The organism is Roseateles flavus, assembly GCF_039872765.1.
Lineage (GTDB): Bacteria > Pseudomonadota > Gammaproteobacteria > Burkholderiales > Burkholderiaceae_C > Roseateles_B > Roseateles_B flavus.
The window spans coordinates 1-26,869 of record NZ_JBDPZC010000019.1 but is presented as its reverse complement, the minus strand read 5'-3'; the positions used below and the strand labels follow the sequence as shown (position 1 = coordinate 26,869).

Annotated in this window: 21 protein-coding genes; 4 read left to right on the top strand and 17 right to left on the bottom strand. The window is 67.1% G+C overall.

What is annotated here, in order from left to right; all coding sequences use genetic code 11:
* Window positions 1-318: 318 nt before the first annotated feature.
* The gene (locus tag ABDJ40_RS23665; RefSeq protein ID WP_347613453.1) at window positions 319-3,285 is read right to left on the bottom strand and encodes a KAP family NTPase; all 2,967 of its coding nucleotides are present in this window, start codon (window positions 3,283-3,285) and stop codon (window positions 319-321) included.
* A 491-nt stretch (window positions 3,286-3,776) separates the two neighbouring features.
* On the opposite strand from ABDJ40_RS23665, the gene udk reads away from it, so the two are divergent.
* Window positions 3,777-4,418 carry a uridine kinase gene (gene udk, locus ABDJ40_RS23660; RefSeq protein WP_269633229.1) on the top strand — a complete coding sequence of 214 codons (642 nt, stop codon included), beginning with the start codon at window positions 3,777-3,779 and terminating at the stop codon, window positions 4,416-4,418.
* A 461-nt stretch (window positions 4,419-4,879) separates the two neighbouring features.
* Window positions 4,880-6,175, top strand: a complete 1,296-nt coding sequence (locus tag ABDJ40_RS23655) for a hypothetical protein (protein WP_347613451.1) — start codon at window positions 4,880-4,882, stop codon at window positions 6,173-6,175.
* Window positions 6,176-6,351: 176 nt separating this feature from the next.
* Here the strand turns inward: ABDJ40_RS23655 and ABDJ40_RS23650 are convergent, their stop codons facing one another.
* The 13 genes from ABDJ40_RS23650 to cyoA all read right to left on the bottom strand — a co-directional run bounded on the left by ABDJ40_RS23650 (window position 6,352) and on the right by cyoA (window position 21,520).
* Window positions 6,352-6,741: a hypothetical protein gene (locus ABDJ40_RS23650; protein WP_347613448.1), complete on the bottom strand. Its 390-nt coding sequence runs from the start codon at window positions 6,739-6,741 to the stop codon at window positions 6,352-6,354.
* Between the two features lie 196 nt (window positions 6,742-6,937).
* On the bottom strand, window positions 6,938-7,600 hold the full coding sequence (locus ABDJ40_RS23645; RefSeq protein WP_347613447.1) for an RHS repeat-associated core domain-containing protein: 663 nt from the start codon (window positions 7,598-7,600) through the stop codon (window positions 6,938-6,940).
* 145 nt (window positions 7,601-7,745) lie between these two features.
* Window positions 7,746-9,185, bottom strand: coding sequence for a TolC family protein (locus tag ABDJ40_RS23640; protein WP_347613445.1), 1,440 nt, complete (start codon window positions 9,183-9,185; stop codon window positions 7,746-7,748).
* 15 nt (window positions 9,186-9,200) lie between these two features.
* Entirely contained in the window at window positions 9,201-11,252 is a 2,052-nt protein-coding gene (locus ABDJ40_RS23635; RefSeq protein WP_347613444.1) for an ATP-binding cassette domain-containing protein, read from the bottom strand.
* A gap of 7 nt (window positions 11,253-11,259) precedes the next feature.
* Window positions 11,260-12,582 (bottom strand): efflux RND transporter periplasmic adaptor subunit, encoded by a 1,323-nt coding sequence (locus ABDJ40_RS23630; RefSeq protein ID WP_347613443.1) that lies wholly within the window; start codon window positions 12,580-12,582, stop codon window positions 11,260-11,262.
* Window positions 12,583-12,937: 355 nt separating this feature from the next.
* Window positions 12,938-14,629, bottom strand: coding sequence for a hypothetical protein (locus tag ABDJ40_RS23625; protein WP_347613441.1), 1,692 nt, complete (start codon window positions 14,627-14,629; stop codon window positions 12,938-12,940).
* A gap of 44 nt (window positions 14,630-14,673) precedes the next feature.
* Window positions 14,674-15,213 carry a response regulator transcription factor gene (locus ABDJ40_RS23620; RefSeq protein ID WP_347613440.1) on the bottom strand — a complete coding sequence of 180 codons (540 nt, stop codon included), beginning with the start codon at window positions 15,211-15,213 and terminating at the stop codon, window positions 14,674-14,676.
* Complete coding sequence (locus ABDJ40_RS23615; RefSeq protein WP_347613439.1) at window positions 15,203-16,573, bottom strand: ATP-binding protein; 1,371 nt, start codon at window positions 16,571-16,573, stop codon at window positions 15,203-15,205. The genes ABDJ40_RS23620 and ABDJ40_RS23615 overlap by 11 nt, the downstream gene beginning before the upstream one ends.
* A complete protein-coding gene (locus ABDJ40_RS23610) occupies window positions 16,557-17,327 on the bottom strand; it encodes an SURF1 family protein (protein WP_347613437.1) in 771 nt (256 codons plus the stop codon). Before ABDJ40_RS23610 ends, ABDJ40_RS23615 begins: the two co-directional genes overlap by 17 nt.
* Window positions 17,328-17,365: 38 nt before the next feature.
* On the bottom strand, window positions 17,366-17,743 hold the full coding sequence (gene cyoD, locus ABDJ40_RS23605; RefSeq protein ID WP_347613435.1) for a cytochrome o ubiquinol oxidase subunit IV: 378 nt from the start codon (window positions 17,741-17,743) through the stop codon (window positions 17,366-17,368).
* Window positions 17,744-17,773: 30 nt separating this feature from the next.
* A complete protein-coding gene (gene cyoC, locus ABDJ40_RS23600; RefSeq protein WP_269633894.1) occupies window positions 17,774-18,400 on the bottom strand; it encodes a cytochrome o ubiquinol oxidase subunit III in 627 nt (208 codons plus the stop codon).
* Between the two features lie 19 nt (window positions 18,401-18,419).
* Entirely contained in the window at window positions 18,420-20,429 is a 2,010-nt protein-coding gene (gene cyoB / locus ABDJ40_RS23595; protein WP_347613432.1) for a cytochrome o ubiquinol oxidase subunit I, read from the bottom strand.
* Between the two features lie 17 nt (window positions 20,430-20,446).
* Window positions 20,447-21,520: a ubiquinol oxidase subunit II gene (gene cyoA / locus ABDJ40_RS23590; RefSeq protein WP_347613430.1), complete on the bottom strand. Its 1,074-nt coding sequence runs from the start codon at window positions 21,518-21,520 to the stop codon at window positions 20,447-20,449.
* 96 nt (window positions 21,521-21,616) lie between these two features.
* On the opposite strand from cyoA, the gene ABDJ40_RS23585 reads away from it, so the two are divergent.
* The gene (locus ABDJ40_RS23585; RefSeq protein WP_430765676.1) at window positions 21,617-22,948 is read left to right on the top strand and encodes an MFS transporter; all 1,332 of its coding nucleotides are present in this window, start codon (window positions 21,617-21,619) and stop codon (window positions 22,946-22,948) included.
* A gap of 66 nt (window positions 22,949-23,014) precedes the next feature.
* Here the strand turns inward: ABDJ40_RS23585 and ABDJ40_RS23580 are convergent, their stop codons facing one another.
* The 3 genes from ABDJ40_RS23580 to ABDJ40_RS23570 all read right to left on the bottom strand — a co-directional run bounded on the left by ABDJ40_RS23580 (window position 23,015) and on the right by ABDJ40_RS23570 (window position 25,044).
* Window positions 23,015-23,626, bottom strand: coding sequence for a LysE family translocator (locus ABDJ40_RS23580; protein WP_347613427.1), 612 nt, complete (start codon window positions 23,624-23,626; stop codon window positions 23,015-23,017).
* Between the two features lie 68 nt (window positions 23,627-23,694).
* Complete coding sequence (locus tag ABDJ40_RS23575) at window positions 23,695-24,330, bottom strand: glutathione S-transferase family protein (protein WP_347613424.1); 636 nt, start codon at window positions 24,328-24,330, stop codon at window positions 23,695-23,697.
* Between the two features lie 72 nt (window positions 24,331-24,402).
* Window positions 24,403-25,044 (bottom strand): ATP-binding cassette domain-containing protein, encoded by a 642-nt coding sequence (locus ABDJ40_RS23570; protein ID WP_347613422.1) that lies wholly within the window; start codon window positions 25,042-25,044, stop codon window positions 24,403-24,405.
* 269 nt (window positions 25,045-25,313) lie between these two features.
* Here ABDJ40_RS23570 and ABDJ40_RS23565 point away from each other — a divergent pair, with 269 nt between their 5' ends.
* Complete coding sequence (locus ABDJ40_RS23565; RefSeq protein WP_347613419.1) at window positions 25,314-26,486, top strand: hypothetical protein; 1,173 nt, start codon at window positions 25,314-25,316, stop codon at window positions 26,484-26,486.
* Window positions 26,487-26,869: the final 383 nt, after the last annotated feature.

Here is a 26,869-nt window from a genome sequence, read left to right as displayed (position 1 = left end):
TCATGCTGAGCGCCTGGAGCACGAACCGTCAGGAGTCAGGTCGGTGGCAGGGAACTGCTCTTGGCCAGGAGCGGAAGGTCGGCCAGCTGCGGGCTACGCCAGTTCAAGGCTGCTTGCTGCCGCTCGTTACACGCGTGACGACCGACGGCTATCCGACCCAAAGCGGACCTTCGCTGTTTTAATTGCGCAGCGCTGGAGCCGCCGTCCAATCGGCGTGCCGAAGCACCTCTCGATCGACGATCGGACCCGCGGCGTCATCGCAAGGGCCAGCCTCGCAGTCACCTTCGAGGAGCGCGCGACAACCTGCCGCCGGCTTCACTATTCAGCAGGGTTTGGAGTTGCTTCCTCAGCCAGCTCATCCAGTACAGCAAAGACCGTATCGAGATCGTCACGATAGAAGGCTGTGTAACTAGGCATAAAGACGCATCGCCCGCTGTCTTTGAGGGCCAGCGCCCGAAGGTGATCGCCATGCGTCAGCCAATACCTTCCCATGGCCTTCGGATCCAACCCGCCTGGTATTCCAGACTTGGTTGCGACATAGCCCTCTTCGTCTCGCCCCGTATGGAACGGGCTGCTCAAGTGGGCGAGGCAATGGTCAATGAACAGCAGCGCGTTGTTAACGTCGACGGCCGGGTTAAAGCAGAAGCCAAAGACGTACTCGTTCATCAACATGGAGATGCCCCCGCCGTCTTTGGCACCGCTTTCATCGTAGTAACCGCATCCAACACCAGAGCCATTCGGGGGCTGCGAATTGCTGAGCTGATTGATGACGAACGACGCGGCAGAGGACCGTGCGGCCGTAACTCGACGGGCAACCGTTGTATCGCCTTGCTCGGATGCGGGGTCGAGCGAAGCTTGCTCATGAAGATGCACAAATGCCTGGCCGAGGAACGCACCGACAGACACTTCACGCGCTTCAGCGAAGAAGTTCCTTCCACTCTCAATGTAAGTGCGCTTGAAGTGCGCGAAGACCTGCTGAGACAACGTCCTCATCCCCATCAGCGCCAACTGACTGACCAACCCGGACCTTGGAGCAGACATGTCCTGGTGGACGATGAGCGCAGTGTGCAGGTTGTACAACTGGCCACCGCGATCCGCTGAGCACTGCAACCTGAAGAGCATAAGGTCGTTCCAACCCAGAACGCCTCGGTCTGGGCTAGCAAGCCGCTCCAGCAGGCCTCTTCCAACGAAGGCGTGCTCGCCAAAGATGCGCCACGCGATCTCAATGACGTTCTCCGGACTGTTCACGCGTCGCCGGCCCGCAGTACGCCCCCAGCCCGCGCGATCCAACAGCCGCAATAGCGAGTAGATCGACCTCGGCCGCAGTCCACGGTCATCGTTGTCAAACGACGAGTAGCGTGGCAGGTACTCAACGAGCGTTTCGATAGCGTCTTCTGCGGTCGGGCTGGTGAAGTCGTGGGCCTGATTGACCAGTACCCGCCAGAACTGGTCGTGTGCGGTCTCCGCTCGCTCCAGTGCAAAATCAGCCTCCGCGAGAACCGAGGCAATCGACCGACCGTTTCGAACCCGATCCACGGCTGTTTGGTAGAGAACAAAGGTCTCCTGCGGCTCCGGCGTGGCAAAGCGAACGATGAGCTTCAGAAAGCCCTCCAGGTTTCTGGTATCGCCCTTGTTGAAGCACGCCCGAGACCGAAGAACGGACTCTTCAATGTTGCGCCCGTCGCCCAGCTCCAGAACCTCCACGTCAAACAACTGCTCCAGCAAGAACCTGGCAGAACCTGGATGCTCTTCCTTAACCTCTGCAAAACTTTCGGCGTTCTTGAAATCTGGTTCGTCGTACTTGCGCCGAATCGAGAAAGTACCACTACGCCCCTCTGTCTCCTCGGCGTATATGCGCCTGAACAACCCTGGATAGTTCAAGTGCAGCAGCATCAAATTGATGAGGTCACGCTTGTTAAAGTCGGTCCGGCCCAGATTGGTCTTCTCAATCTGCATGAGCAACATCGCGTTGATGAAGCGCTTGACCTTGCGCAGATCACCGAGCAAAGGCAGGTACTTGGCGGCAAGATCACCGCTCAAGATTTCAGCTAGCTCATTTAGAACGGCACCAAGCTTCAACATCGTGTCCGATGGCACGGACCCGAGCTGGCTCTCGCTCTTTTCCCAGTCGCGTTGCAAGAAGTTGCGGATGCTGGAGCTGTCCACGAACAAGCTCAGTTTGACGGTCACAAACTTCTCAAGGAACTCACGCGCCCTGGATCCTTCCTCCTTGCCACCGGCCAGCACCTCGGTGTCATAGCAAAGGACGTAGGTCGCTTGCGACAGCTTGAAGGTGCGTCGCGTTGCGAATAGGACGTTGTTGACGGTCTTCGCGTCCAGACGATCCAGGTCGTCGATGACTACGATCACACGTCGACCTATACGTCGAAGGACCTCGTCAATGTCGTCGAGCAACTCATCGACCGTTTCCTGGGAAGGCTCCAGCGAGAGCTTGAAGCCCAGGAACGAAACGTCAGCCTTACCCTTGATGAGCCGAGAGTATCGGGAGGCCGTAGGACGGAACTCGGGTGCAAAGACCTGGCTCTGAATCGCGGCGGACAGGTCGCGAATCAAGCGATCAGCGAGATCTGGCTCGGATGCGTATCGAAGGGGCTCAAACCGACAAACAATCACCTTGTCGGCGGCTTGTTCCCAGTAGCGTTCGGCAAGATTGATGAAGCTTGTCTTGCCTACGCCCCAGGGGCCATCCACACCGAACACCAATCCTGCGTGAGCGCCGCTCGCGAGGACGGTTTCCGCGAACGACTTCGCTTGTGCCTCGTTGGAGAGCAAGTCGTCCGTCTCGCGCCCGATCTCCTCGTCCACAAGGAACTGGAGCTGCGAAGCTGTCTGCCGTCCTCTCGGCCAATGCCGCTGAACGAGCGGCGATAACAGCACCGTGGCAAACAGCAGAAGAGCAAGTGGCGCCCAATGTGGGTTTGCAGCCTTCAAGGCGGCGTGAAACTTCGAGAGCCACGGCAGAGTCAACTCGTTCGACCAAGCTCCAAGACAAACAGCCATCAGTAGGTCGAGACGAACGCTTCGACCCATTTGTGCGGCGGCAGTCAATGCGCCGCGATTTGCGGCGTAGGCCACACAAATCGCCAGTCCGGCCAGAACCACGCTCCCTGTTGCCCAGACCTCCAGATGAGCCATGACAGGCGCGAACGCAGTCCCAAGGTAATAAGCTGCCCTGCCTACTTCAGCGCCAACCAAGCCAACAACGAACATCCTGGCGTAGACCAGGAGTTCCGGCATCTTCATCGTCTGCTTGGCATCTGCCATTAACCGTTCCCCTCAATGCAGCGTGCACGCTGCAACCGCCCCGTGCTGTCGGGGCGCGTTCCGCAAATCTCTTGCGCGCAACAACCCGTGCGACCGCCTGCGGCTCATCGTCGCCAGTCTCCGCTTCGGTTGCGCCCACGCTGCCACAGTGATCACCACCACAGTCGATCTCCAGCGGATCATCCTGCCCATCCAGGACACGAGCGCAAGTCTTGCAGTTCATTAGAACGCACCAAAGAAGGCGTCGTCAGTGTCTGGTCCTGGCCGAGACTGGACTTCTAGTGTCATCAGCGCGACCGGCCGCACCCGCTGCCAAACTGCCACCTACACCTGCGGCGACCACGTCCGCTCCGGATCGATAGCTCCCCGCCCAGCGGCTGGAGGCGACTGACAGCTTGCAGCCAGAAGAGCTCTCCAGCGCTGCCCCTCACCTCCCCGCCCGCGCCTCCTTGTACAGTTCGTGGCTTCGCCTCCTCACGCAGCACACGCTCATGCCCAAGACCACTCACAAGCCCTTCGTCATCGGTGTCGCTGGAGGCAGCGGCAGCGGCAAATCGACGGTGACGCGCCAGGTGCTGGCGGCCATCGGGCCGGAGAAGGTGGCGGTGGTGATGCAGGACGATTACTACCGCGACCAGTCCCACATGCCGCCGGAAGACCGGCGCAAGCAGAACTACGACCATCCCGATGCCTTTGACTGGCCACTGATGGCACAGCACTTGGCCGCGCTGCGCAAGGGGGAGGCGATCGAGATGCCGGTGTATGACTTCGCAGCCGACAACCGCTCCAGCGAAACCATCACCGTGAAGCCCGCACCGGTGATCGTGGTCGAGGGCCTGTTCGCCTTGTACGACACCAAGCTGCGCAACATGATGTCGCTGAAGATCTATGTGGACACAGCCTCGGACGTTCGGTTCATCCGTCGGCTGCAGCGCGACATCTCTGAGCGCGGCCGCAGCACCGAGTCGGTGGTGAACCAGTACCTGGAAACCGTGCGCCCCATGCACAAGCAGTTCATCGAGCCGACAAAGCGCAACGCCGATGTCATCCTTCCGCACGGTGCCAACGGCCCGGCGGTGGACATCATCACCACCAAAGTGAAGAGCCTGCTGCAGGATGACGAGCGGGGCTGACTGAGCCACAGACCCGCGTCAATCGGGACTCCCGGAGGGCGTCCATGCCCGGATGGCTGGGAGCGCATGACCTTCCTCGATGGTTCGGCGCAAGGCACGAAATGACGCGGCCCCGCGACAGCGACGTGGATCAGTTCGAGATCCTGCAGCCCCGCGCGCCGGCCCGGGTGCACAGTCCCTGCCCCTCGCCGACGCCCTGTGCAAGGCCCTCTGAAGCACTGGCCGCCGCGCCTGCACGAGGTGCGGCGTGTCGGCGGCCTGTCAGCACTTACAGATTCCCTTCCCCTCCCCCCATGCGAGCCTGCGGACCGCGGGCACGGCTGAACCTTGCCGCAGCGGCCGGGACGGCGTCCCTGCGCACGCTGGCATCAGCAGCGCACCAGTTGGTGCGTCCTGGTGTTCGTCCGCAGCGGGAACGCCTATCTACAAGACGTCTGCTGTCAACACTTGGGAGACCCACGATGAATCTCATGCAAGCCCTGTCGCTGCCTTCACGTGCCGCGCGCCGTTCGCGTCCTTCGATCGCGCATGCCACGCTGGCGGCGGCGGCCCTCGCGCTGTGCCAGGGACCTGCCGCGGCGCAAAGCATGCCCGCCGCCGCATCGCCGGCTGCCTGCAGCCTGCCGCTGAAGCCCGCCGCCACGCAGGAGGAGACCGCCTGGCAACTCTTCGTGGCCGCCCACTGCACGGTCAACACGCCCGGGGGCCAGAAGCTCAACTGGGAGACCTGGACGGAGCAGACCTGCTGGCTCAATCCCGGCGCGCCGGGCTGCAAGACCGGTGAGGAGAAGAAGCGCTTCAGCCACGCCATCAGCCTGCTGGCGACCCGCGGCAAGCTGCACACCCCTTCGGCGACCGCCGCGGCCAGCGGCCTGCCGGGCTGCCAGCCCATGACGTCCAAGTCCAGCCAGACGCCCAAGTCCCTGCTGCCCTTCGTGCCCGGCAATCTCGGTGCCAATCCGCAGTTCTGCGAGGAGGTCTACGTGAATGCCAGCGAGGCCGCCTTCGTCACCGCGCCGCCCGGCGGCAAGCCCGGGGCCACGCTGACCACCCGGACCGGGCAGGCCGACTACATCGCCACGACGGGCAAGCCGCTGGACTTCCCCAAGGAAGCCGTGGAGATCAAGGCCGACTGGATTGCCGCCAGCTCGCTCAACGCCGCCAGCTTCTTCAACTGCAGCGACAAGAAGCCGGCAGGCGTCTATGTGCAGACCATCGACGGCGTCTGCTACGCCCTGGTCGGCGTGCACATCTCGTCCAAGCTCTACCCCAACTGGCTGTGGGCCACCTTCGAGCCGCAATCGCCGGTGACCAACCCCAACCGCTGCAAGCCCTCGCTCTACTCGTCCTGCAACGATCCCTGGGGCTCCAACCCGGCGCTCAGCACGGGCCAGGCCACCGCAGCCACCAAGAACCTGACGAATCTGATGGACCAGGCCGGCCTGCCGCCCGAGTTCCGCAACTACCGCCTCGTGGGCACGCAGACGCAGTACGAGCAGCCGCTCGCCAGCAAGGGCAAGCTCGGCAATTCCTTCGTCGAGTTCAATGCCCAGGTCCTGCCGCAGCAGGCCTCCTGCATCACCTGCCACGGCTACGCCGCCATCAACGTGGCCCTGAATCCGCCGGGCACCGGCAATGGCGGCCCCATCGGCAATGGGCCGTCCATCGGCAAGCCCGTGATCCCGCCCACCATCCCGGGCCGCCACTGGGAGCCGGTGGACTTCTCGTGGATGCTGGGCTTCATGCCGGGCAAGTAAGCCTGGTGCCTTAACGAGACCTGACCCCAGCAGCCTGGCCGCGTGCGCAGGCGTCCACAACTTCTGTGGACAAGTCTGGGGACGGTCTCGGGACCGCGTGCCACAGCCCCGATGGTTACGGGGCTGTGCCTAGGGTGCTGCAAGAAGAGGCAGGCGGGCAGTTTCAAGGCGAGAGCCTATGGGGCAGACGACGCTCTCCTTTGCCAGCGCTGCCGGGCAAGGTCAGCTTCTGCGCGGACGGCGGCCGCCTGCTGAGGGTCCGTGGGGCCGATGCGGGCCGCCAGCGCCAGCACTTCAGACTCAACAGCCGGGAAAGACTCGGCCCCGAGAAGAAGCATGGCCAACTCGGCCATGACCGAAGGCGACTGACATTTCGAGGCCAGGCGCAGCCATGGAATCGCCTCGCCAGATTGATTGCGCCCCAGGCTGTAGTACCCAAGCGCCGTCGTAAAGCAGGCCACCGGGTCGCCTGCTTCGGCGCATTGCTCCATCAAGCGCAAGGCCTGCGACTCATTGTCGGCGTCGTATGCCGCCATCGCCTCCAGAAACTGAGCTGATGGTTTCATCAATCACCTGGCTGTTGAGGACCACCTCCACGACCGCGCCATCCGCCAAGTCGTAGAAGTTGATTGACGCTTGGACCACCACGGTGGAAGACAGTCCGATTGACCCGGTCGAGGAACTTCTTCTCGCCCTCGGTCAGGTCAGCGCAAGCGCACTGCATCTGCTTGCTCTGGTTGTACGCCTTCGCGCCCTCCGGCGTCAGCGGCTTCCACGTTTCCGTGGATATCCGCGCCTCGCGCCCTTCCTTGTCGAACAAGTGGACATGGGAGTTTCCCCCGGGGCCCCAGCGTGCATGCTCGATGCCCCGGCTTGCGGACCAGGGTAGGACTGCATCACGACGCCTTCACCCCGATAGATCGGGACCAACCCGTCGGGGTCAACGAAGCTCAGCGGCTTGCCTTCGACGTATGCACAGGTGTTGATGCCCCCGTCCAACCCGATGGGGTCAGATGGGGTATACCGCCCAATCTGCGCGTCGTAGTAGCGATGCCAGTTGTACCAAAGCCCCGTCCCCCCATCCAGATACTGCCCCGGGAAGCCCAGCTGGAGTCCGCCCACCGAGTCCTGGACGACCTTGCGATCCCAGGCGTTGTTCTCGGCGCGCCAGACGACCGAACCCGCACTGTTGCTCAAGGCCTCGGGGCGGCCCAGCTGATCATTGTGGGCGATGAAGAACTGGCCGTTTCGAGCCAGGCCCAGCAGCTCCGAACCCAGCCATACATAGCTGGTGGCGGTGCTGGCGGCTTCATGCAGGTGCTGGCCTGCGGCGTTGTAGGCGTAGCGGGTCGCGACACCGCCAACCGTCTTCTGGGCGCGCTGGTTCAGGCCGTTGCTGAGGTACTGGCTGGCCACGCCATTCACGATGACGCTGCTCAGCCGGTTGAAGCCGTCGTAGCCATAGCTGCGCGAGCCATCCCACCGGGACTCTGATTGCAGGTTGCCGGCCGCGCAGTCGATGAAGTTCTGGCGCCATGGCTACGCGACCAAGAAGCAAGCAGCGCAGGCCTCACCCCTGCGCCCCACCCAGCGCCCGATACAGCGCCGCATGGTTGAGCCAGGCCTGCAGCTGCAGCTGCACAAGGGACTGCTTCGCCTCCAGCAGGGCTACGCGGGCCTGCAGCCAGTCGTGGCGGCCGATGGCGCCGACTTCCAGGCGCAGCGCGGCCAGGCGCTCGTTCTCCTGGGCCTCGGCCACGCGCCGGGCCTGGGCCTCGGTCTGGCGCTGCAGCTTCTCGCGCTGAGTCCATTGGCCTTCGGCGTCGACCAGGGCCTTGTGGACCGTGTCACGCAGGCCCAGGGCGGACTGCTCCAGGGCATTGCGGGCGCCGTCGCGCTCCAGGTTGAGACGGCGCCAGTCGACCAGGGGGATCAGCAGGGAGGAGCTCAGCGCCAGCACGGGCTGGCTGAGCCAATCGCCCATCCTTGAACCGCCGGTGCCCACGGAGGCGCTGAAGCTCAGGCCGGGATAGCGGCTGGCCTCGGCCACCGAGAGCTGGGCCAGCGCGGCGTCCACCTGCAGGCGGGCCTTCTGCACGTCGGGGCGCGCACCCAGGACCTGGGCAGGCGAGCCCAGGGCCCAGGCCGGCGGACTGGTGTCCGGCAAGCGGCCGCGCGCGCCCGCCGAGGCAACCTGCTCCAACTGGTCCAGCAGCAGGGCACGCTGCTGGGCCTGCAGCTGCTGCTCGGCCTCGATGTCGGCCAGTCGATGCTGGGCGGCCAGCACGGACTGCGCGGCGCGGTCGGACTCCACCGGCAGCAGCTTGCCCTCCCGCACCCGCAGCTTGACGATGCGCAGCAGCTCCTCGGCCGCCGCCAGCTGATCGCGGGCCAGCGGGCGCAGGCGCTCCTGGGCGCCGAGCGTCCAGTAGATCTCGGCCGCGCGGGCCTCGATCACCACGCGGGCCGCGGCCACGTCGGTCTGCAGCTGCTCACGCTGGGCCAGCAGGCCGCGGTCACGCGCGGCCAGGCGGCCCCACAGGTCCAGCTCGTAGCTGGCCGAGAGCGAGGCGCTGTAGCTGTGGCTCCAGCCGACCCGTGTCTCCACCGGCACCGGCACGCCGCCCACGTCCACCGTGCGCGTGCTGCCGCCGCTGTCCAGCGGGCGATTGGCCGAGCTGCCCAGCGAAGCCGAGGGCTGCAGGCGCAGGCCCTGCTGCTCCAGCTGGCGCTGCGCGTCCTTGAGCCGCAGGGCGGCCAGGGCGATGTCACGGTTGCGGGACAGAGCCTCGCGCTGGAAGGCCCGCAGCTCCTCGTCCATCACCGCTGACCAGGCGCCGACCTGCGCCGCGGACTCGGGACTGTGCTGCCACTGGGCCGGCGGCACGGGCTCGACCGGGCGCTTCAGATCGGCTGTCGCCGCGCAGCCGCCCAGCAGGGCCAGGATCGCGGCGGCCACGGCCAGCGTGGACAGGCGCAGGCCCGGGGACTTCAGTTCATCTTTCTTCATGTCTTGCGCCTCCACTCACTCACGCGCCAGGGCATCGACCGGGCTCAGCGCCGCCGCACGGCGGGCCGGCAGCGTGCCGAAGAGCAGGCCGATGCCGCCCGAGACCGCGAAGGCCAGGGCCACGGCCTTGCCGCTGACGTCCAGCGTCACTTTGTCCTGCACGGCATTCGCGCCCTGGGCCGCCAGCCAGGACAGGCCCAGGCCCGCCAGGCCGCCCAGGCAGCACAGCATCACCGCCTCGATCAGGAACTGCATGCGCACGTCGCTCTGCCGCGCGCCCACGGCCATGCGGATGCCGATCTCCCGCGTGCGCTCCGACACCGAGACCAGCATGATGTTCATGACCCCCACGCCCCCCACCAGCAGCGCGATCGCGCCCACGCCGGTGAAGATGCCCGCGATGATGCCCATCACCTGCTGGACCTGGCGGAACATGGCGTCGCCGTTCCAGAGCCCGAAGTCCTGCTGACCATGCAGCGCCTTCAGCCGGTGCCTCACCTGGGCCTCGATGCTGGAGGGATCGAAGCCCTTGGCCACCAGTACGCGGAAGCTGCCCACCGCGGGCCGGGCGTCGATCTTGCTGAGGTAGGTGCTGACGGGCAGGTAGAGGTTGGCCGAGCGGCCGTCGTCCCCGTCGCCATCGCGCTTCTCCTTGAGGATGCCGATCACCTGCACCGGCAGCGCGGCACCGACCTGCGGCGGTGCCATCGCGCCCGGCTGGGCGCCGTCCGCAGGCCCGGGCAGGATGTCGATCAGCATCGTCGAGCCCAGGGCCGAGGCCCTGCCCTTGTACAGGTCCTGCCAGAGCCGATGGCTGATCACCACCACCTGGGCACGCGCCTGGAGGTCGGCGCTGGTGAAGTCCCGGCCCAGCTCCAGTGTCAGCTGGTAGCTCTTGAGCGTGTCGGTCGTGGCGGCCACGGTCTGGCCGTTGACCTGCTGCGTGCCGTGACGCAGGCCGCCCATCATGCGGCGCTCGCCCTGCACGTCCTGCACGCCCTCGATGGCGCGGATGGCGTCCAGCTCGTAAGGCCGGAAGTCCCGCGGCAGCGCCCCGGGTGCCAGCTTGGCCGGATCGGACCAGACCCACAGCTTGCTCGCCACGGCCGCGCCCAGATTGCCCTCGATGCCCTGCCGTGCCGCATCGCCCAGCGCCGCCGTGCAGACGACCGCGGTGATGCCGATGCAGATGCCCAGCATGGACAGGCTGGAGCGCAGCCGGTTGGCGTAGAGCGCGCCCAGCGCCGAGCTCAGCGCCTCGCGCAGCTGCCCGCGCCAGTGCGCCCAGAAGCTGCCCGGGCCCGAGGCCATGGCCAGCGCGGCCGAGGGCACGGTGTGGCCGGCGGGTGTGCCGCTGTCGCGCAGCACGCGGCCGTCGGAGAGCTCGATCACGCGCCGCGCGTGCGCCGCCACCTTGGCATCATGCGTCACCAGGATGATGGTGTGGCCAGCCGCATGCAGGGCGTCCAGCTGGCGCAGCATCTCCTGGCCGCTGGCGGAATCCAGCGCGCCCGTGGGCTCGTCGGCCAGGATGATCTGCCCTCCGTTCATCAGGGCCCGCGCGATGCTCACGCGCTGCTGCTGGCCGCCGGAGAGCTCGTTGGGCTTGTGGTGCATGCGCTCGCCCAGGCCCAGGTCCGCCAGCAGCTGCGCCGCACGGCCCATGCGCTTGCCAGTGCCGACGCCGGCGTAGACCGCGGGCAGCGAGGCGTTGGCCTGCGCGTCCATGCCCGGCAGCAAGTGGTAGCGCTGGAAGATGAAGCCGAAGCGCTCGCGCCGCAGGGCCGCGAGCTCGTCGGCGTCCAGCTCGCTGGCGTCCTGGCCGTCGATGAGGAACTGGCCTTCGCTGGGGTTGTCCAGGCAGCCCAGGATGTTCATCAGCGTGCTCTTGCCCGAGCCGGACTGGCCGATGATGGCCACGTACTCGCCGGCCTCGATGCGCAGGCTCACGCCCTGCAGCGCCGGCACGATGACGGCCTGGGGATCGTCGGCCTTGCCCATCACGTAGCGGCGGGCCACGCCGCGCAGCTCGATCAGGGGCGTGCCGTGTGGATGCGATGTGCTCATGGCGGCCTCAGTCGACGGTCACGCCGGCATCGCCATCACCTGCCTTCTTGGCCACAGGCGCCAGCAGCAGCTTCTCGCCGGGTTTGACGCCCTCCAGCACCTGGGCCTTGCCGCCGTCCTGCAGCCCGATGCGCACCTTGCGCTTCTCCGGCTTGTGGGCAGCGTCCTGCTCGCTGCCGGGCTTGTAGAGCTGCACCTCGTAGCGGCCCTGCGCATCGCGCTCGCCGAGGGCGACCATGGGCAGGGTCGGGACCTGCTTCGCGCTGCCGGTCTCGATGTTCACCTGCACCGTCATGTCGGACAGCAGCGTGCGGTCCTTGTTGTCCACCTCGAAGAGCACGTTGTAGTAGACGGCGTTGCCCATGCGCTCGGGCACCGGCTGGATCACGCGGACCCGGCCCTCGTACTGCCGGCCCTCGCCGGACAGGGTCGAGAAGCGTGCCACCTGCCCCACCTTCACCGCGGACACATCCGCCTCGGGCACGCGAGCCCGCACGGTGATGGTGTCCAGCTGCGCGAGCGTCACCATCACCGGCGTGATCTGCACGGCGATGACGGTCTGACCGGCCTGCACCGGGATGTTGACCACGGTCCCGTCCATGGGCGCCGTGATGCGGGTGTAGCCCAGGTTGAGCTGGCGCTTGGCGAGGTCCGCCTGCAGGCGCTGCATGCTGGCCTGCTGGCCGCGGTAGTCGGCCTGCAGCTTGTCCAGCTGGGCCTGGGCGTTCTCGGCCTCCTGGCCGGCGGTGGCGCTGCCCGCAAGCAGGCGCTGCTGGCGCTGGACTTCGCGCTGGGTCAGCTCGATGTCCACCCTCATGCGCTCCAGCTGCGCCTTCTGCTGGGCCACGGCGGCCTCGGCCTGGGCGAGGTCGCTGCGGGCGATCTCGGGGTCCAGGCTCACCAGCAGGTCGCCCTTCTTCACGTTCTGGCCCAGCTCCACGTGCAGGGTCTGCACTTGGCCGCTGACCTGCGCGCCCACGTCCACCTTGGTGCGGGCCTGCAGGATGCCGGAGGCCTGCACGAGCTGGGTGATGTCGGCCAGCTTGACCTCGCCCACGGGCGGCGCGGCCGGCGGCTTGGGCGGATGCGTGAGGCGCCAGCCACCCGCCGCCACGGCCAGCACGGCAAGCACAGTCAGCGGCGTGCGCCAGCGACGCCAGCGCGAGCGCACCCGCCTCGGCGCCGGTGCCGGCCCCTGCGGCTGGGAGGGCTGCTCACCGGGTTGTGCCGGCGGATCAACCGGATCGCTGGACGGCGCATCGGCAATGCGCGGGGCCGCGGGGTGGCTGCCCGGTGGGATCACCAGGGTGGTGGGGGCGCTGTCGCTCACGGTCTCTCCCGTCGTTCTTGTCCGTCCGCGGGCTCCTGTTCAGGGGCCCGGTGTGGGGCCGGAGTCTAGCGACGAGAAGACGAGGTCCGGGGTGCCGAAAGGCAGGCTCCGGACAGGCTGCCAAAAGAGAGGCGCCAAAGGTCCTGGCGGGCGATGGACGGGAGGCGATCCGGGCCGGACAAAGGGCGCAAGCCCTGACCCCACACGTACCGCTGGCGTGATTCTGAAGGCCCACCCCCTGCTCGCCAAGCCCCACGGTGCAGCGCGCCAGACCACCGGACCGCACGAGGGGCCAAGTGCCGCAGCGGCCCGACAGAGTGGCGGGCCCGCGGCCAGTCGTCCGGGGTCGCAGCTGTCAGTAGAGATCGTCGAAGTAGTCGCACTGGCTGCCAAGTCCCGGATTGAGGTCCAGTCCCCTGCGCGCCCGGGCGGCGGCGGCTAGCGAGAGGGCTTGCAGCGCCGGCAGCAGGAGGTCCAGCGTCTCGCGGCACAAGGCCGCCTGGTAGGGCAAGTCGGAATCGCGCTCGTCCACGCTGGTACCTGCCACCCGTTCCAAGGCCGCGCCGGCCGCTGACGGGTCCGCAGCAGCCAGCGCCGCAAACTCTTCGCGCAGCCGTTGATGGTGCTTGCGATTCAGCCCTTCATGGGGAATGTGACGGATGAGGGTGACTCGGTGGCGCAGGGCTGCGCAGGGCGCTTCGCGAATCACCCGCCCCATGAAGTCGTCCAGCACCCGGTCGACCATCGCCAGCGCCGGTGCATCCGGCGAGGCGAGCAAGGCCGAGTTGCGCTCCTGAAGAACGAGGTCGCCCTGGGCCGTCCAGCGGAACCAACGCCGCGAGGACTTTTGCCATGCACCGTTGTTCGCCGACCGCTCGGCCAGGCATCCCAGCAGACTGTGCAGCCACCCGTGGAGAGACTCCATCCGGGGCTTTTCCGCAAGCGCCAACCATTTGCCGGCCAAGGCCTCCAGGCGTTCAATCGCCACGCCAGCCAGCCCCGACGCGGGGGCGGCATAGGCGGCGACCAGCCCCAGCAGCCGCATGCCCAGCATCTCCTGGGCCGGATCGAGTCGAGACTGCAGCCCAAGGGCAAGAGCAGGCAGTTGGGCCCAGTAGGCTGCGTCGGGGTCACCGAATCTGAAGAGCCGCCGCAGCAATTGGCCCTGGTCTTCCAATGGCAAGGGCGGTTCGGCAAGCAGCATCGAGAACAAGTCCTCGGCCACGGCTGCCATGGACTGCCGCAGGACGGATCGCAAGGCGCCACCGGCTTCCTGCGAGTCCCGCTGGAAGGCCATGAAGAGCAGCGCCTCGCCCATGAGTTGCGCCGCGACGGTCGGCCTCTCCGGTCGCAGCAAACGAGCGACCCGGCAGAGGTTTTCCGCCGGAGGAAACAGGCTCTGAGGCTCAAGGCGGACCGCCGTGTCGTTTCGACGCCAGTGCATGTCGAGCAGCTGCAAGGCCTCCGGTGCTGCCTGCGCGAGCAGCCCTTCCAGCAGCAGCCAGGCCTGCCGATCCAGCTCATCCGGCCGTGTCGCCCTGGGCACCAGCGCCTGCGGAAGGTCGGCGCAGCGCTGAAAGGCAGCCAGGCGCGCGGCTGCCGGAGACCGCAGGTCTTCCAGGCAGGCCCGTGCAAGCCGGGTCCAGGCCTGGCTGATTGCGGACTCCCTGCCCTCCAGCTCACAGAGCGGGTCCAGTGCGCGCAGGACATACAGGGCACCGAAGAGCGTGTCACCAGGATGCTCGCGAAGTGCCGTCCAAAGCCGCCGCAGAAAGCGCTCCCTCAGCCACAGGTCTCTCCTGGCGTCCATGGCAAGCCACTGGCGGCTTTGAAGGGCCACCTGCGCGAGAAGAGGCTCGGATGTCCGGACCAGCACCCGCGGCTGACTTCGCCGATGCCAGCGCGCGATCTTCACGAGCAAGGACTGCTCCGCCGGCGAGCACAGGGCGAACAGCTGGTCGCGCCTGGCGACCCGGCGTTCTCGCTCCTCCGCGTCCAGCGGATGACAGGGAAGGAAGGCATCGAGCGGGAGCGTGGGCGAGGACATGGGCGGCTCGCATCTTAAGTCCGCGCCCTGCCCCTCAGATTCCCTCACTTCACCCGCTGCTTCTCCAGCTTCCTCGCCAGCGTGCGGCGGTGCATGCCCAGGCGGCGTGCGGTCTCGGAGATGTTGAAGCCGGTCTCGGCCAGAGTCTCGTGGATGCGTTCCCACTCCAGGGTCTTGATGGAGGTGGTGCGCTCGGTGAGCTCGACCTCGGCATCGCCCTCGGCCTTGTCGAAGGCGGCCTCGATGTCGTCGGTGTTGGCCGGCTTGGCCAGGTAGTGGCGGGCGCCCAGCTTGATGGCCTCGACCGCAGTGGCGATGCTGGCGTAGCCCGTCAGCACGACGATGACCATGGCTTCGTCGTGCGCATGCAGGGCCTGCACGCAGGCGAGGCCGGAGTCGCCGCCGGCCAGCTTGAGGTCCACCACCGCGAAGCCGGGGCGGTGCTCGGCCAGACGTGCCTGGACCTCGGCCAGGTTGGCGGCGCGCAGCACGCGATAGCCGCGCCGTTCGAAGGAGCGGATCAGGGTGCGGGCGAAGCTGTCGTCGTCCTCGACGATCAGCAGCAGGCGGTCTTCAGCGTCCACGCTTGTCCTTCAGGGATGGGCTTTGCCGCTGGACGCTGAGGCTGGACAGGGGCAGGCGCATGCCCACCTCGGCCCCGCCTTCCCAGCGGTTGCGGGCTTCGATCTTGCCACCCAGGCTGCGGGCCACATTGACTGAGAGGAACAGCCCCAGGCCGCCACCGGGCTTGCCCTTGCTGCTCTGGTAGGGCTTGCCGAAGCGCTCCAGCATCTCTGGGGCAAAACCTGGCCCCTTGTCCAGCACGGTCAGGGCGAGCACCTCGCCGTCCTGCTCGAGCTCGGCGCGCAGGGTGATCTCGCCGTCCGGACAGGCTTCGAGGGCGTTGTCCAGCACGTTGTCCACCATCTGGCGCAGGGCGAAGTCCGAGAACATGGGCAGGTCGGGAAGGTTCTGCGCCTCGAAGTGCAGGGCCTTGGCCGGACGGGTGCGGCGCCATTGGGCCACGAGCTCGTCGAGGAAGGCGTGCAGATGGGTCTGTGCGGGTGCCTCGCCGCGGGCCTCGCCGGCCGAGAGCAGGATGCCGCTGACGATGGTCTTGCAGCGCTTGAGCTGCAGCTGCATCTCCTCGATCTCCTCGCGCAGCTCGGGGTCGCCGGCAAAGGGCGCCATGCGGGCCCAGTCGCCCAGGATCACCGACAGCGTGGCCAGCGGCGTACCCAGCTCATGGGCCGCGCCCGAGGCCAGCAGGCCCATGCGCACGATGTGCTCCTCTTCCGCCGCACGCTGGCGCAGCTTGGCCAGGCTGGCGTCGCGCTGGCGCAGGTTGCGCACGATGCGGTGCATGAAGACCACCAGCAGCACCGCATTGAGCAGGAAGCACAGCAGCAGGCCGCCGATGAAATGCACGGAGAGCGCCGGCACGTCCACGTCGGGCAGCGCCACGGGCCGGTAGACATGGGTCAGCGTCATGAAGCTGACGCTGGCGATGAAGACCATGGCCCAGATGTAGGCTGGTCGCAGCAGCACCGTGCCCACCGCGATCTGCAGCAGGAAGAGGAAGCAGAAGGGATTGGTGATGCCGCCGCTGTAGTAGAGCTGGCCGCTGAGCACGGCCACGTCGATCAGCACGCCGCCGAAGAGCGCGCCGTTGCTGACGTCACGCCCGCTGCGGCTGTGCAGCCAGCTCGCCACGTTGAAGAGGGTCAGCGCCCCCAGCAGGGTCAGCATCTCGACCAGGGGCAGGCGGATGGCCAGCAGGAAGTGCACGGCCAGGATCGTGGCCAGCTGCCCTGCCACGGCCAGCCAGCGCAGCTGGATCAGCTGCAGCAGGTTGCGCCGGCCGGCCAGCGTTTCCGAGGCACGGCCCGCCGCACCGAGGTGGGCCACCTCGGCCTGCTCATGCGCTTCAAGTGTCGGATCCAACAGAGGCCGCTCCAGGGACTCGGCGCCTCTCGAAGCGCCACACAAACACCAGCGCCCCGGCCACCATGGCCGCGAGCGCAAACCAGGTCAGGGCGTACATCAGGTGATTGTTGCTGAAAGCCAGGACGGTCAGCCCGGCGCGCGGCCACTGGCCCTCGGCGCCCTCGCTGGCATCCACGAAGAACGGCGCCACTTCGCCCGGCAGTTGCTGCGCGGCGGCGATGGCCTCGACGTCGCGGGAATACCAGCGCCCCGTCCCGGCATCGTTGTGCTGCCAGAGCCGGCCTTCGGGCTCGGTCAGGCGCAGCAGGCCCAGCAGCATCACCTCGGCCTCCGGCTCGGGCCGGGTGGCGGGATCGCGGTGCTCGGCATCGACAAAGCCCCTGTTGACCAGCACCCAGCGGCCATCCGAGGTTCGCAGCGGCGTCAGCACCCACCAGCCCGTGCCCAGCACGGTGCTGGCCTGGACCCGGGTCTCGCGGCCATGATCGAAGTGGCCGGACAGCTGCAGGCGCTGGTACTCGTGCGTGTCACGCTGGACACGAGACCAGTCCTGTGGCGCCGGCAAGGGCCGGGGATCGCCGTGCTGGCTGGCCTCGATGCGGGCCAGCAGCGCCTCCTTCCAGGCCAGGCGCTGGACCTGCCAGAGGCCCAGGGCCAGGAAGACGCCGATCAGGACGAGGCCGCCCAGCGTCACCGCCAGCAGCCGCCACGAGGGGCGGTGCGGGGTGGCGAAGGTGGGCGGCTTGTTCATGGCAGCTGGATCGGCGGCATGGCTCCGATCCTCTCGCATCAGGGCAGGTTGCGCATGTCGTGCACGGGCATCATGTTGGCGTTCATGTGGTACATGACCCAGATGGAGCCCGCCAGCATGATCAGCACCAGCGCCGCGGTGAAGATCAGGGCCAGCAGGGACCAGCCGCCCTCGACCTTGCTGTTCATGTGCAGGAAATAGACCATGTGGACGACCATCTGCACAGCCGCGAAGGCGAGGATCACCAGCGCCGTGGCGTTCTTGGACGGCAGCACCTGGCCCATCACCAGCCAGAAGGGAATCGCCGTCAGCACGACGGACAGCAGGAAGCCGATCACGTAGCCCTTGACCGTGGCGTGGTAGGCCAGGTCATCGTCGGCGTGATCCGCGTGGTGATCGTGGTTGTGTTCGCTCATCTCAGTTCCTCAATCAATCTCAGGCCGGGCTTACATCGAGCCCATGAGGTACACGAAGGTGAACACGCCGATCCACACCACGTCCAGGAAGTGCCAGAACATCGACAGGCAGATCAGGCGGCGCTTGTTCTCCTTGATCAGACCATGCTTGCTCACCTGCAGCATCAGCGTGACGAGCCAGACGATGCCGAAGGTGACGTGCAGGCCGTGCGTGCCGACCAGGGTGAAGAAGGCCGAAAGGAAGGCGCTGCGCTGAGGGCCGGCGCCTTCGTGCAGCAGGTGGGCGAACTCGTAGAGCTCCAGGCCCAGGAAGGCCGCGCCGAAGAGGCCCGTCACCGCCAGCCACATCAGCAGGTGCTGCTTCTTGCCATGGTTCATGGCGATCATCGCCAGCCCATAGGTGATCGAGGAGAACAGCAGGAAGCCCGTGTTCACCGCCACCAGGGGCAGGTCGAAGAGGTCAGCCCCCGAGGGGCCGGCGGCGTAGGACTTGCCCAGCACCGCGAACACCGCGAACAGCACCGCGAAGATGAGACAGTCGCTCATCAGGTAGAGCCAGAAGCCCAGCAGGGTGCCCTGCTGCGGGTGGTGCTCGCCCTTCAGGTCATAGAAGCGCGGCGCGCCGTCGGCTTCGGTCAGGGAAATGGTGTGACTCATGATTCGGTCCTCCAGGCGATCAACGGGCCGCCAGCGTTGCCAGCTGGGCAGTGCGGGCGTCCTCGCTGCGCTTCACGGCATCGGCCTGGATGTAGTAGTCGCGCTTGTAGTTGAAGGTGTGGGCCAGGATGGCCACCAGGGTCACCAGGAAGCTCAGGCCGGCCACCAGCCACATGTGCCAGATCATGGCGAAGCCGAACAGGGTGGACAGGCCGGCGATCACCACGCCTGCGGCGGTGTTGGCGGGCATGTGGATGTCCACGAAGCCGCTGGTCGGGCGCTTCACGCCCAGCTTCTTCATGTGGTGCCAGGCGTCCAGCTCGTGCACGACGGGCGTGAAGGCGAAGTTGTAGTCCGGCGGCGGCGAGGCGGTGGACCACTCCAGCGTGCGGCCGTCCCAGGGATCACCGGTCTCGTCGCGCAGCTGGTCACGGCGCAGGTAGCTGACCACCAGCTGGATCAGGAAGCTGCCGATGCCAAGGGCGATCAGCACGGCGCCCAGGGCGGCGATCTGGAACCAGATCTGCAGCGAGGGATCCTCGAAGTGGCTCATGCGGCGGGTCACGCCCATCAGGCCCAGCACGTACAGCGGCATGAAGGCGAGGTAGAAGCCCACGAACCAGAACCAGAAGCTGCACTTGCCCCAGAACGGGTCCAGCTTGTAGCCGAAGGCCTTGGGGAACCAGAAGGTGATGCCCGCCATCAGGCCGAAGAGCACACCGCCGATGATCACGTTGTGGAAGTGGGCGATCAGGAACAGGCTGTTGTGCAGCACGAAGTCCGCCGGGGGCACGGCCAGCAGCACGCCAGTCATGCCACCGATCACGAAGGTGACCATGAAGCCCACCGTCCACAGCATGGGCACATCGAAGTTGATGCGGCCGCGGTACATGGTGAAGAGCCAGTTGAAGATCTTCGCTCCCGTCGGGATGGAGATGATCATGGTCGTGATCCCGAAGAAGGAGTTCACGCTGGCGCCCGAGCCCATGGTGAAGAAGTGGTGCAGCCACACCAGGTAGGACAGGATGGTGATCACCACCGTCGCGTACACCATGGAGGCATAGCCGAACAGCTTCTTGCGGCTGAAGGTGGACACCACCTCCGAGAAGATGCCGAAGACCGGCAGCACCAGGATGTAGACCTCGGGGTGGCCCCAGATCCAGATCAGGTTCACATAGACCATGGCATTGCCACCGAGGTCCGTCGTGAAGAAGTTGGTGCCGATGTAGCGGTCCAGCGAGAGCAGCACCAGCACGGCGGTCAGCACGGGGAACGCCGCCACGATGAGCACGTTCGTGCACAGGCTGGTCCAGGTGAAGACGGGCATCTTCATCATCGTCATGCCCGGCGCGCGCATCTTGATGATGGTCGCGATCAGGTTGATGCCCGAGAGCGTGGTGCCCACGCCCGCGATCTGCAGGGACCAGATGTAGTAGTCCACCCCCACGCCCGGGCTCGCCAGGATGCCGGACAGCGGCGGGTAGGCCAGCCAGCCGGTGCGCGCGAACTCGCCCACGAACAGCGACATCATGATCAGGATGGCGCCGCTGGCCGTCATCCAGAAGCTGAAGTTGTTCAGGAAGGGGAAGGCCACGTCACGGGCGCCGATCTGCAGCGGCACCACGTAGTTCATGAAGCCCGTCACCAGGGGCATGGCCACGAAGAAGATCATGATCACGCCGTGGGCGGTGAAGATCTGGTCGTAGTGGTGCGGCGGCAGGAAGCCGACCTGGTCCCCGAAGGAGATGGCCTGCTGGGCCCGCATCATCAGCGCGTCGGCAAAGCCGCGCAGCAGCATCACCAGGCCCAGGATGATGTACATGATGCCGATCTTCTTGTGGTCGATGCTGGTGATCCAGTCGCGCCACAGCACGCCCCACAGGCGGTACTTGGTCAGCAGGAAGAGCATGGCCAGCCCGCCCAGCACGACACCGGCGAAGGTGGCGAGCAGGATGGGTTCATGCAGGGGGATCGCATCCCACGTGAGCCGCCCGAACACGAGGCGGCTGAGGTCTTGAGCGTCAGACATCTTGGTACTTCAGCGGATCAATCTTGGCGGGCCGCGGTGGCCGCGGGGAGGAACTGCTCGGCATTGGCCGGCGTGCACTGGGCGGTCACGAAGGACTTCTCGCCCTGGCCCCAGGCCTTGCGGGACACACCGTCCACGCCGCCCTTGCCCTGGCCGCCTGCGGCGTCGATGGCCATCATCTGGCCCATGCACATCTTGGCGCTGTCCACGCAGCGGTTCAGGATGGCGTCGTACAGGCCGTCGGCCACGCGGGCGTAGCGGCGCACGGGCTCCTTCTCGCTGGGCTGTTCCAGCTGCTGGTAGACGGCGCGGCTGAGTTCGCCACCTTCCTGCTTGTTCTTCGCGACCCAGGCCTGAAAGTCGGCGTCGGAGAGGCCATGGAACTGGAAGCGCATGTGCGAGAAGCCGTCGCCGCTGAAGTTGGACGAGAAGCCCTCGTACGCGCCGGGCTTGTTGATCACGGCGTGAAGCTGGGTCTGCATGCCCGGCATGGCGTAGATCTGGCCGGCCAGTGCGGGGATGTAGAAGGCGTTCATCACCGTGGAGGCGGTGATCTTGAAACGGATGGGGCGGTCCACCGGGGCGGCCAGCTCATTGACCGTGGCAATGCCCTGCTCGGGGTAGAGGAACAGCCATTTCCAGTCCAGGGCCACCACTTCCACTTCCAGCGGCTTGACGCCTTCGGGCAGGGGGCGGGACTCGTCCAGCCGCTCCAGGGCGCGGTAGGGATCCAGCTTGTGGGTGCTGATCCAGGTGATGGCGCCCAGCGCGATGATGATCATCAGCGGCGCGCCCCAGATCACCAGCTCCAGCTTGGTGCTGTGGTCCCAGTCGGGGGTGTAGGTCGCCTCCTTGTTGGACTGGCGGTAGCGCCAGGCGAACAGCAGGGTCAGCAGGATCACCGGCACGATGATCAGCAGCATCAGCAGCGTCGAGGTGGTGACCAGGTCGGCCTGCTGGCGTGCGATGTCACCGGAAGGGTTCATCACCACCGTGTTGCAGGCGGCCAGGGGCAGGAGGGCCAGGGCCAGCACGGAGCGGCCGAGGACGGGGGCCAGGGCGGCCGGGGACAGCAGGGGTTTTCTATACATCGGGATAACCAGCGCCGGGTTAACGAGCTTGCGTTTCGGGCGCGAATGTATCCTGATTGACCCATGTCAACGATTGGACATTTTGTCCCAGGCCCCATGGTTACCAGCAGTGCCCTGCCCCTGAATTCCTTGAGCGCGATCAGCCCCGGCGGGGCGGATTCAGAGCAGCAGAACGTCGCCCCGGGCGACATCGCGGTGGGGGTCGTGATCGGCCGGGCGTCCGAGTATTTCGACTTCTTCGTCTACGGCATCGCCTCGGTGCTGGTCTTCCCGGCCCTCTTCTTCCCCTTCGCCGACCACCTCACGGGCACGCTCTACGCCTTCGCCCTCTTCGCGCTGGCCTTCGTGGTGCGCCCCATCGGCTCGCTGCTGAGCATGGCCATCCAGCGCCGCTGGGGCCGCAGCGTCAAGCTCACCGCCGCCCTCTTCCTGCTGGGCGCCTCCACCGCCGGCATGGCCATGCTGCCGGGCTACGCCAGCCTGGGCTCCACGGCCATCTGGCTGCTCGCGGCCTTCCGCCTGGGGCAAGGCCTGGCCCTCGGAGGCTCCTGGGACGGCCTGCCCTCCCTGCTGGCCCTGAACGCCCCCGAGCACAAGCGCGGCTGGTACGCCATGCTGGGCCAGCTGGGCGCGCCCCTGGGCTTCTTGGTGGCCAGCGGGCTCTTCGCCTATCTGTGGACGCACCTCAGCAGCGCGGATTTCCTCTCCTGGGGCTGGCGCTATCCCTTCTTCGCAGCCTTCGCCATCAACGTCGTCGCGCTGTTCGCCCGGTTGCGCCTGGTGGTGACGCATGAATACGAGCGCGAGCTGGAGGCCCACGAGCTGGAACCCTGCAACGAGGCCGAGCTGATGCGCCAGCAGGGCCACAACGTGCTGATCGGCGCCTTCGCTTCGCTGTCCAGCTACGCCCTCTTCCACATCGTGACGGTGTTCCCGCTGTCATGGATCCTGCTGTTCTCCAAGCAGGATGTGGGTGATTTCCTCGTGGTGCAGGTGGTGGGTGCCCTGCTGGCGGCCGCGGCCATGCCGCTGTCCGGCCTGCTGGCTGACACCTTCGGCCGGCGCCGCACCCTGGGCGCGGTGGCCATCGGCATCGGCCTCTTCGCCCTGGCGACGCCGGCCCTGCTCAAGGGCGGCGCGCTGGGTCAGGACATGTTCATCCTGGTGGGCTTCATCCTGCTGGGCCTGTCCTATGGCCAGGCCGCCGGCACGGTGACCTCCAACTTCCTGCCCCAGTTCCGCTACACCGGCGCCGCGCTGACGGCCGACCTCGCCTGGCTGCTGGGCGCCGCCTTCGCGCCGCTGGTGGCCCTGGGCCTGTCGGCGGAGTTCGGCCTGATCTCGGTGAGCCTCTACCTGCTCTCGGGCGTTGCCGCCACGCTGCTGGCGCTGCGCGTGAACCGCCGGCTGCAGACCATCAAGGACTGACCCCCGTCGCCCTCAAGGGACAACGGACGCCTCGGCGTCCGTTTTCATTGGAGCGACGCCCTGCCCTCAGCCGCGCAAGGGCAGCGCCGCCCCCAGGGCCATGAAGACCCCGCCGCAACCCTTGTTGAAGCGCCGCCCCACCCGCTGGAGCCAGGGGCTGATGCGGTGCGCGGCGCTGGCCAGCCCCCACTCGGTGAGGAACTCCACCGCGGCGAAGGTGCCGGCCAGGATGGCGAACTGCACCCACAGGCTGCGGGCCGGGTCGATGAACTGGGGCAGGAAGGCCGCAAAGAAGAGCAGGCCCTTGGGATTGGTCAGCGCCGACAGCGCGCCCTGGCGGAACAGCGACCAGCCACTGCGCGGCGCCGCCGCCTCGGGCAGATCCACTCCGATGGGCGGCGAGCGCCAGACCTGCACGCCCAGCCAGAAGAGGTAGGCCCCGCCCACCCACTTCAGCACCGTCAGCCACAGCAGCGAGCTCTTCAGCAAGGCGCCGATGCCGAACAGCGAGAGCGCGATCACCCCCACAAAGCCCAGAGCGCCGCCCAGGATGGTCCACAGCGCACGCTGGCGACCGTGCAGGGCACCGTGAGTCAGCGCGAGCAGGCCGTTGGGGCCGGGCGAGAGGGACAGGCCGGTGGCGGCCAGCAGGTACAGGAGCCAAGTGTCGAATGCCATGCGGCGACTGTCGCGGCAGGCCTGCGGGTCGTCAAGCGCCGAGGCGACAGCCCCTGCACAACAGGCCTTCAGGGCAGGCCGTTGGCGCCATGGCGCAGGAAGGCCGGCCGTTCGCAGAGCCGCGCGTGATAGGTCGCGATGGCCTCAAAGACCGGCCGCTGCTGCTGCGGCGTGCGCAGCCAGCGCTCGACCGACAGGCCCAGCACCACGTCCGCCAGGGTGAAGCGCGGCCCGGCCGCATAGGCGCCGGTGCGCTGCAGCTGCGCCTCCAGCACGGCCATCTGGGCATTCCAGCCCTGCAGCCCCTGGGCGATGAGGGCGGTGTCCTGGTGCGCCGGGCTCTGGCGGACCAAGCCCATGAAGGCATAGCGCCAGCTGTTGTTCAGCTCGGTGGCCTGCCAGTCCATCCACTGCTCCACCTGGGCGCGGCCGCCGGCATCGTCCGGCAGGAGGTCCTGGCGGCCGGCACGCTGGGCGACGTAGCGGCACAAGGTATTGGACTCCCGCAGCACCAGGTCGCCGTCGACCAGCACCGGCACCATGCCCAGCGGATTGAGGGCCAGAAACTCCGGACTCTGCAGCGAGAGCGCGCCCTCGCCCCAGGGCTCGTGCTCGTGGGGCAGCCCGGTTTCATCGAGCGTCCAGAGCACCTTGCGGACATTGATGGAGGAGGCGCGCCCCAGCAGGCGCAGTCGCTGGCTCATGAGTGTTCCGGGCCTGGCCCTGGCTGCTGTCGATGGAGAGAGGCTAGCGCAAGTCCGCCCCGGCGGAGGCCCTCATTCGCCGAGGTCGATGCGCGAGGCGAACAAGGAGGCATCCAGCCCGGCCGGCGCGGCGTAGTCGGCCATCACCCAGATCTGCCGGCACTGCCGGGCGGCGTCCTCCAGCAGTTCCAGCAGCACGCGCCGGGAGACGCCGTCCAACGCGGCAAAGGGCATGTCCAGCAGCACCAGCTCCGCCCCGCTGGCGGCGGCCGCCAGCAGGCCCAGCTTGCGCCGGCTGCCGGCGGAAAGCATGTGCATCTGCTTGACCATGTGGGGCCCCAGCTGCCAGGCCTCCTGCAGGGCCGCCGCCGCGTCAGCATGCCAGGCGGCATGCCTGGCGCGCTCCTCGGCCAGCCAGTCGGCGGCCTGCTGCGCGTCGCGCGCGGGGTCCAGCGGTTCAGGCCAGGCCTGGCTTGCCAGCAGCCGCTCCAGCCGGCCGGCATCCGGCGCCAGAAGGCCTGCGAGGAGGCGCAGCAGCGCGGTCTTGCCACGGCCCTCCCCGCCCTGCACCAGGTGCAGGCCGGGGCCCAGCTCGAAATCCAGCCCGGCCAGCAGGCGCGGCGCCCCGGCGCCCGGCGGCTGCCAGCCCAGGCCATGGGCCCGCAGATACGGCGCCGTGCCAGGCGTATGCGGGAGGTGGTCGTGTCCAGTCATGGCGGCCATGGTAGTGCCCGCCGACGCCCGGACCTGCATAGGCACTGTCGGATTTCTTGACAGACCCCAGACTTTGCGTTCGCAATTCGCCCAAGCCGTGCGGGCAAGTGCTTGATTTCCCACCATTTCGGGGGAGTGGGCACAGCCTATGCATGCTTCGGGACTGACGAGGATGGGTCGGCATGATTCGTCGCGGTCGCAGGACAGGTCCGTCAGTGGCCTCCGCCCTCGCAGGACGATCATGGACGGGAAGACTTCATGGAGTTGCCATGGGCCGCCGTCTTCGCCTCGCTTCCCCGCTGTCCTCCACCCTGCTGGTCTGCCTGGGCCTGAGTACCAGCCCGCTGGCACAGGCCGCGCCAGGCATCAACCTGAGCAGCGTCCAGTACGTGCAGTACGGAGACGGCCAGTCCTACTCCCTCCCCTTCGCCGTCATCGACCAATGCGGCGGCACCAAGGCCGGCTGCCAGTACTACGTGCCGTCAAGCCCCGGTCAGATCGACAGCCTGGTCGTGCTGGCCACGGGCACCGAGAGCGGGCCGACGACCACCAACTTCCTGGGCATGGACAACGCCTACCGCACGCCGGATGGCGCGGGCGGCGCCCCCTTCTTCCGTCCGGATGCCGGCAACTCCCGCGGCTCACAGGGGAGCATCACCGGCAACCTCTCCAACACCTGGGACGCCTCGCTGACCTCCCTCAAGTCCTTCCTGGCTTCGGACCAGATGGTCTTCTTCTTCAACAACAACCAGACCAAGAGCGGCGGCACCGCCACCGAGAGCCTGGCCGCCTGGGCGCGCGTGTGGATCACCGACGACCAGGGCATGAACCTCGGCTACTACGACTTCACCAACCGCGCCGGCCGCTACGCCCTCTTCACCGAAGGCGGCGGCGGCACCTTCTTGGGCGACGTCGGCAGCTACACCTCACTGGGCGGTGGCCCGCTGGCCGGTGACAACAGCAGCACCGATTACGTGCTGTCCGGCGGCGCCATCTGCCGCAACAACTTCGGCATCCCGGTCTCCTGCAGCACCACCAGCAACAAGCCGGTGGACCACAACCTGGGCGCCAATGAAGCGGCCTACGCCATCCTGTTCCCCGAGCTGAACGCGCAGATGAACACGCTGTTCGCGACGGTGCTGGACGACACCGTCCTGGCCAAGTACACCTTCCACGCAGACATCCGCCTGGGCTGCGATGCGGCCACCACACCGGGCAATTGCACGGGCGACCTCAAGGGCGGCGTGCCCTTCGGCCGGGACCTCAACAACGGCTACGAGCAGATCTTCATGGGCCGCGCCGCACAGTTCGCCTGCACGGCCAGCACGCCCGGCTGCTCCGAGGTGCCTGAACCGGCGTCCGTGTGGCTGGCACTGGGCGGGCTGGGCGCCCTCGGCCTGCTGACGCCTGCCGCGCTGCGCCGCCGCTCACGCGCCGCCTGATCGACGCCATCGTCCGGCGCTGGGGTGCCGCCTGCCGGGCGCCACTCCAGCGTGCCGTCCACACGCTGCGCCATTGCATCCAGCGCCCGCGCCTCCTCGGCGCACATCTTGCGCTGCGTGCGCGCCACGCGCCCCGTCACGGGGTCGCGCAGCGTCCATTGCCAGAATTGGATTTGCTTCATGGGCCCGATGCTGAGGCCCTGGTGGCTCATGGGGTGAGCCAGCCTGATCCGTTTGGGTTTGTCGAGCCACCCCGAGTGCTAGTTGTGAAGCTTCAATAGGTTGTATCCGGTGTTCATCCGGATTGGGTTTGAGAGACTGGAAGTCGCCAAACACCCAATCCACTCCAGAGCCAACACCGGATGAACAGCCATAAGCATGCC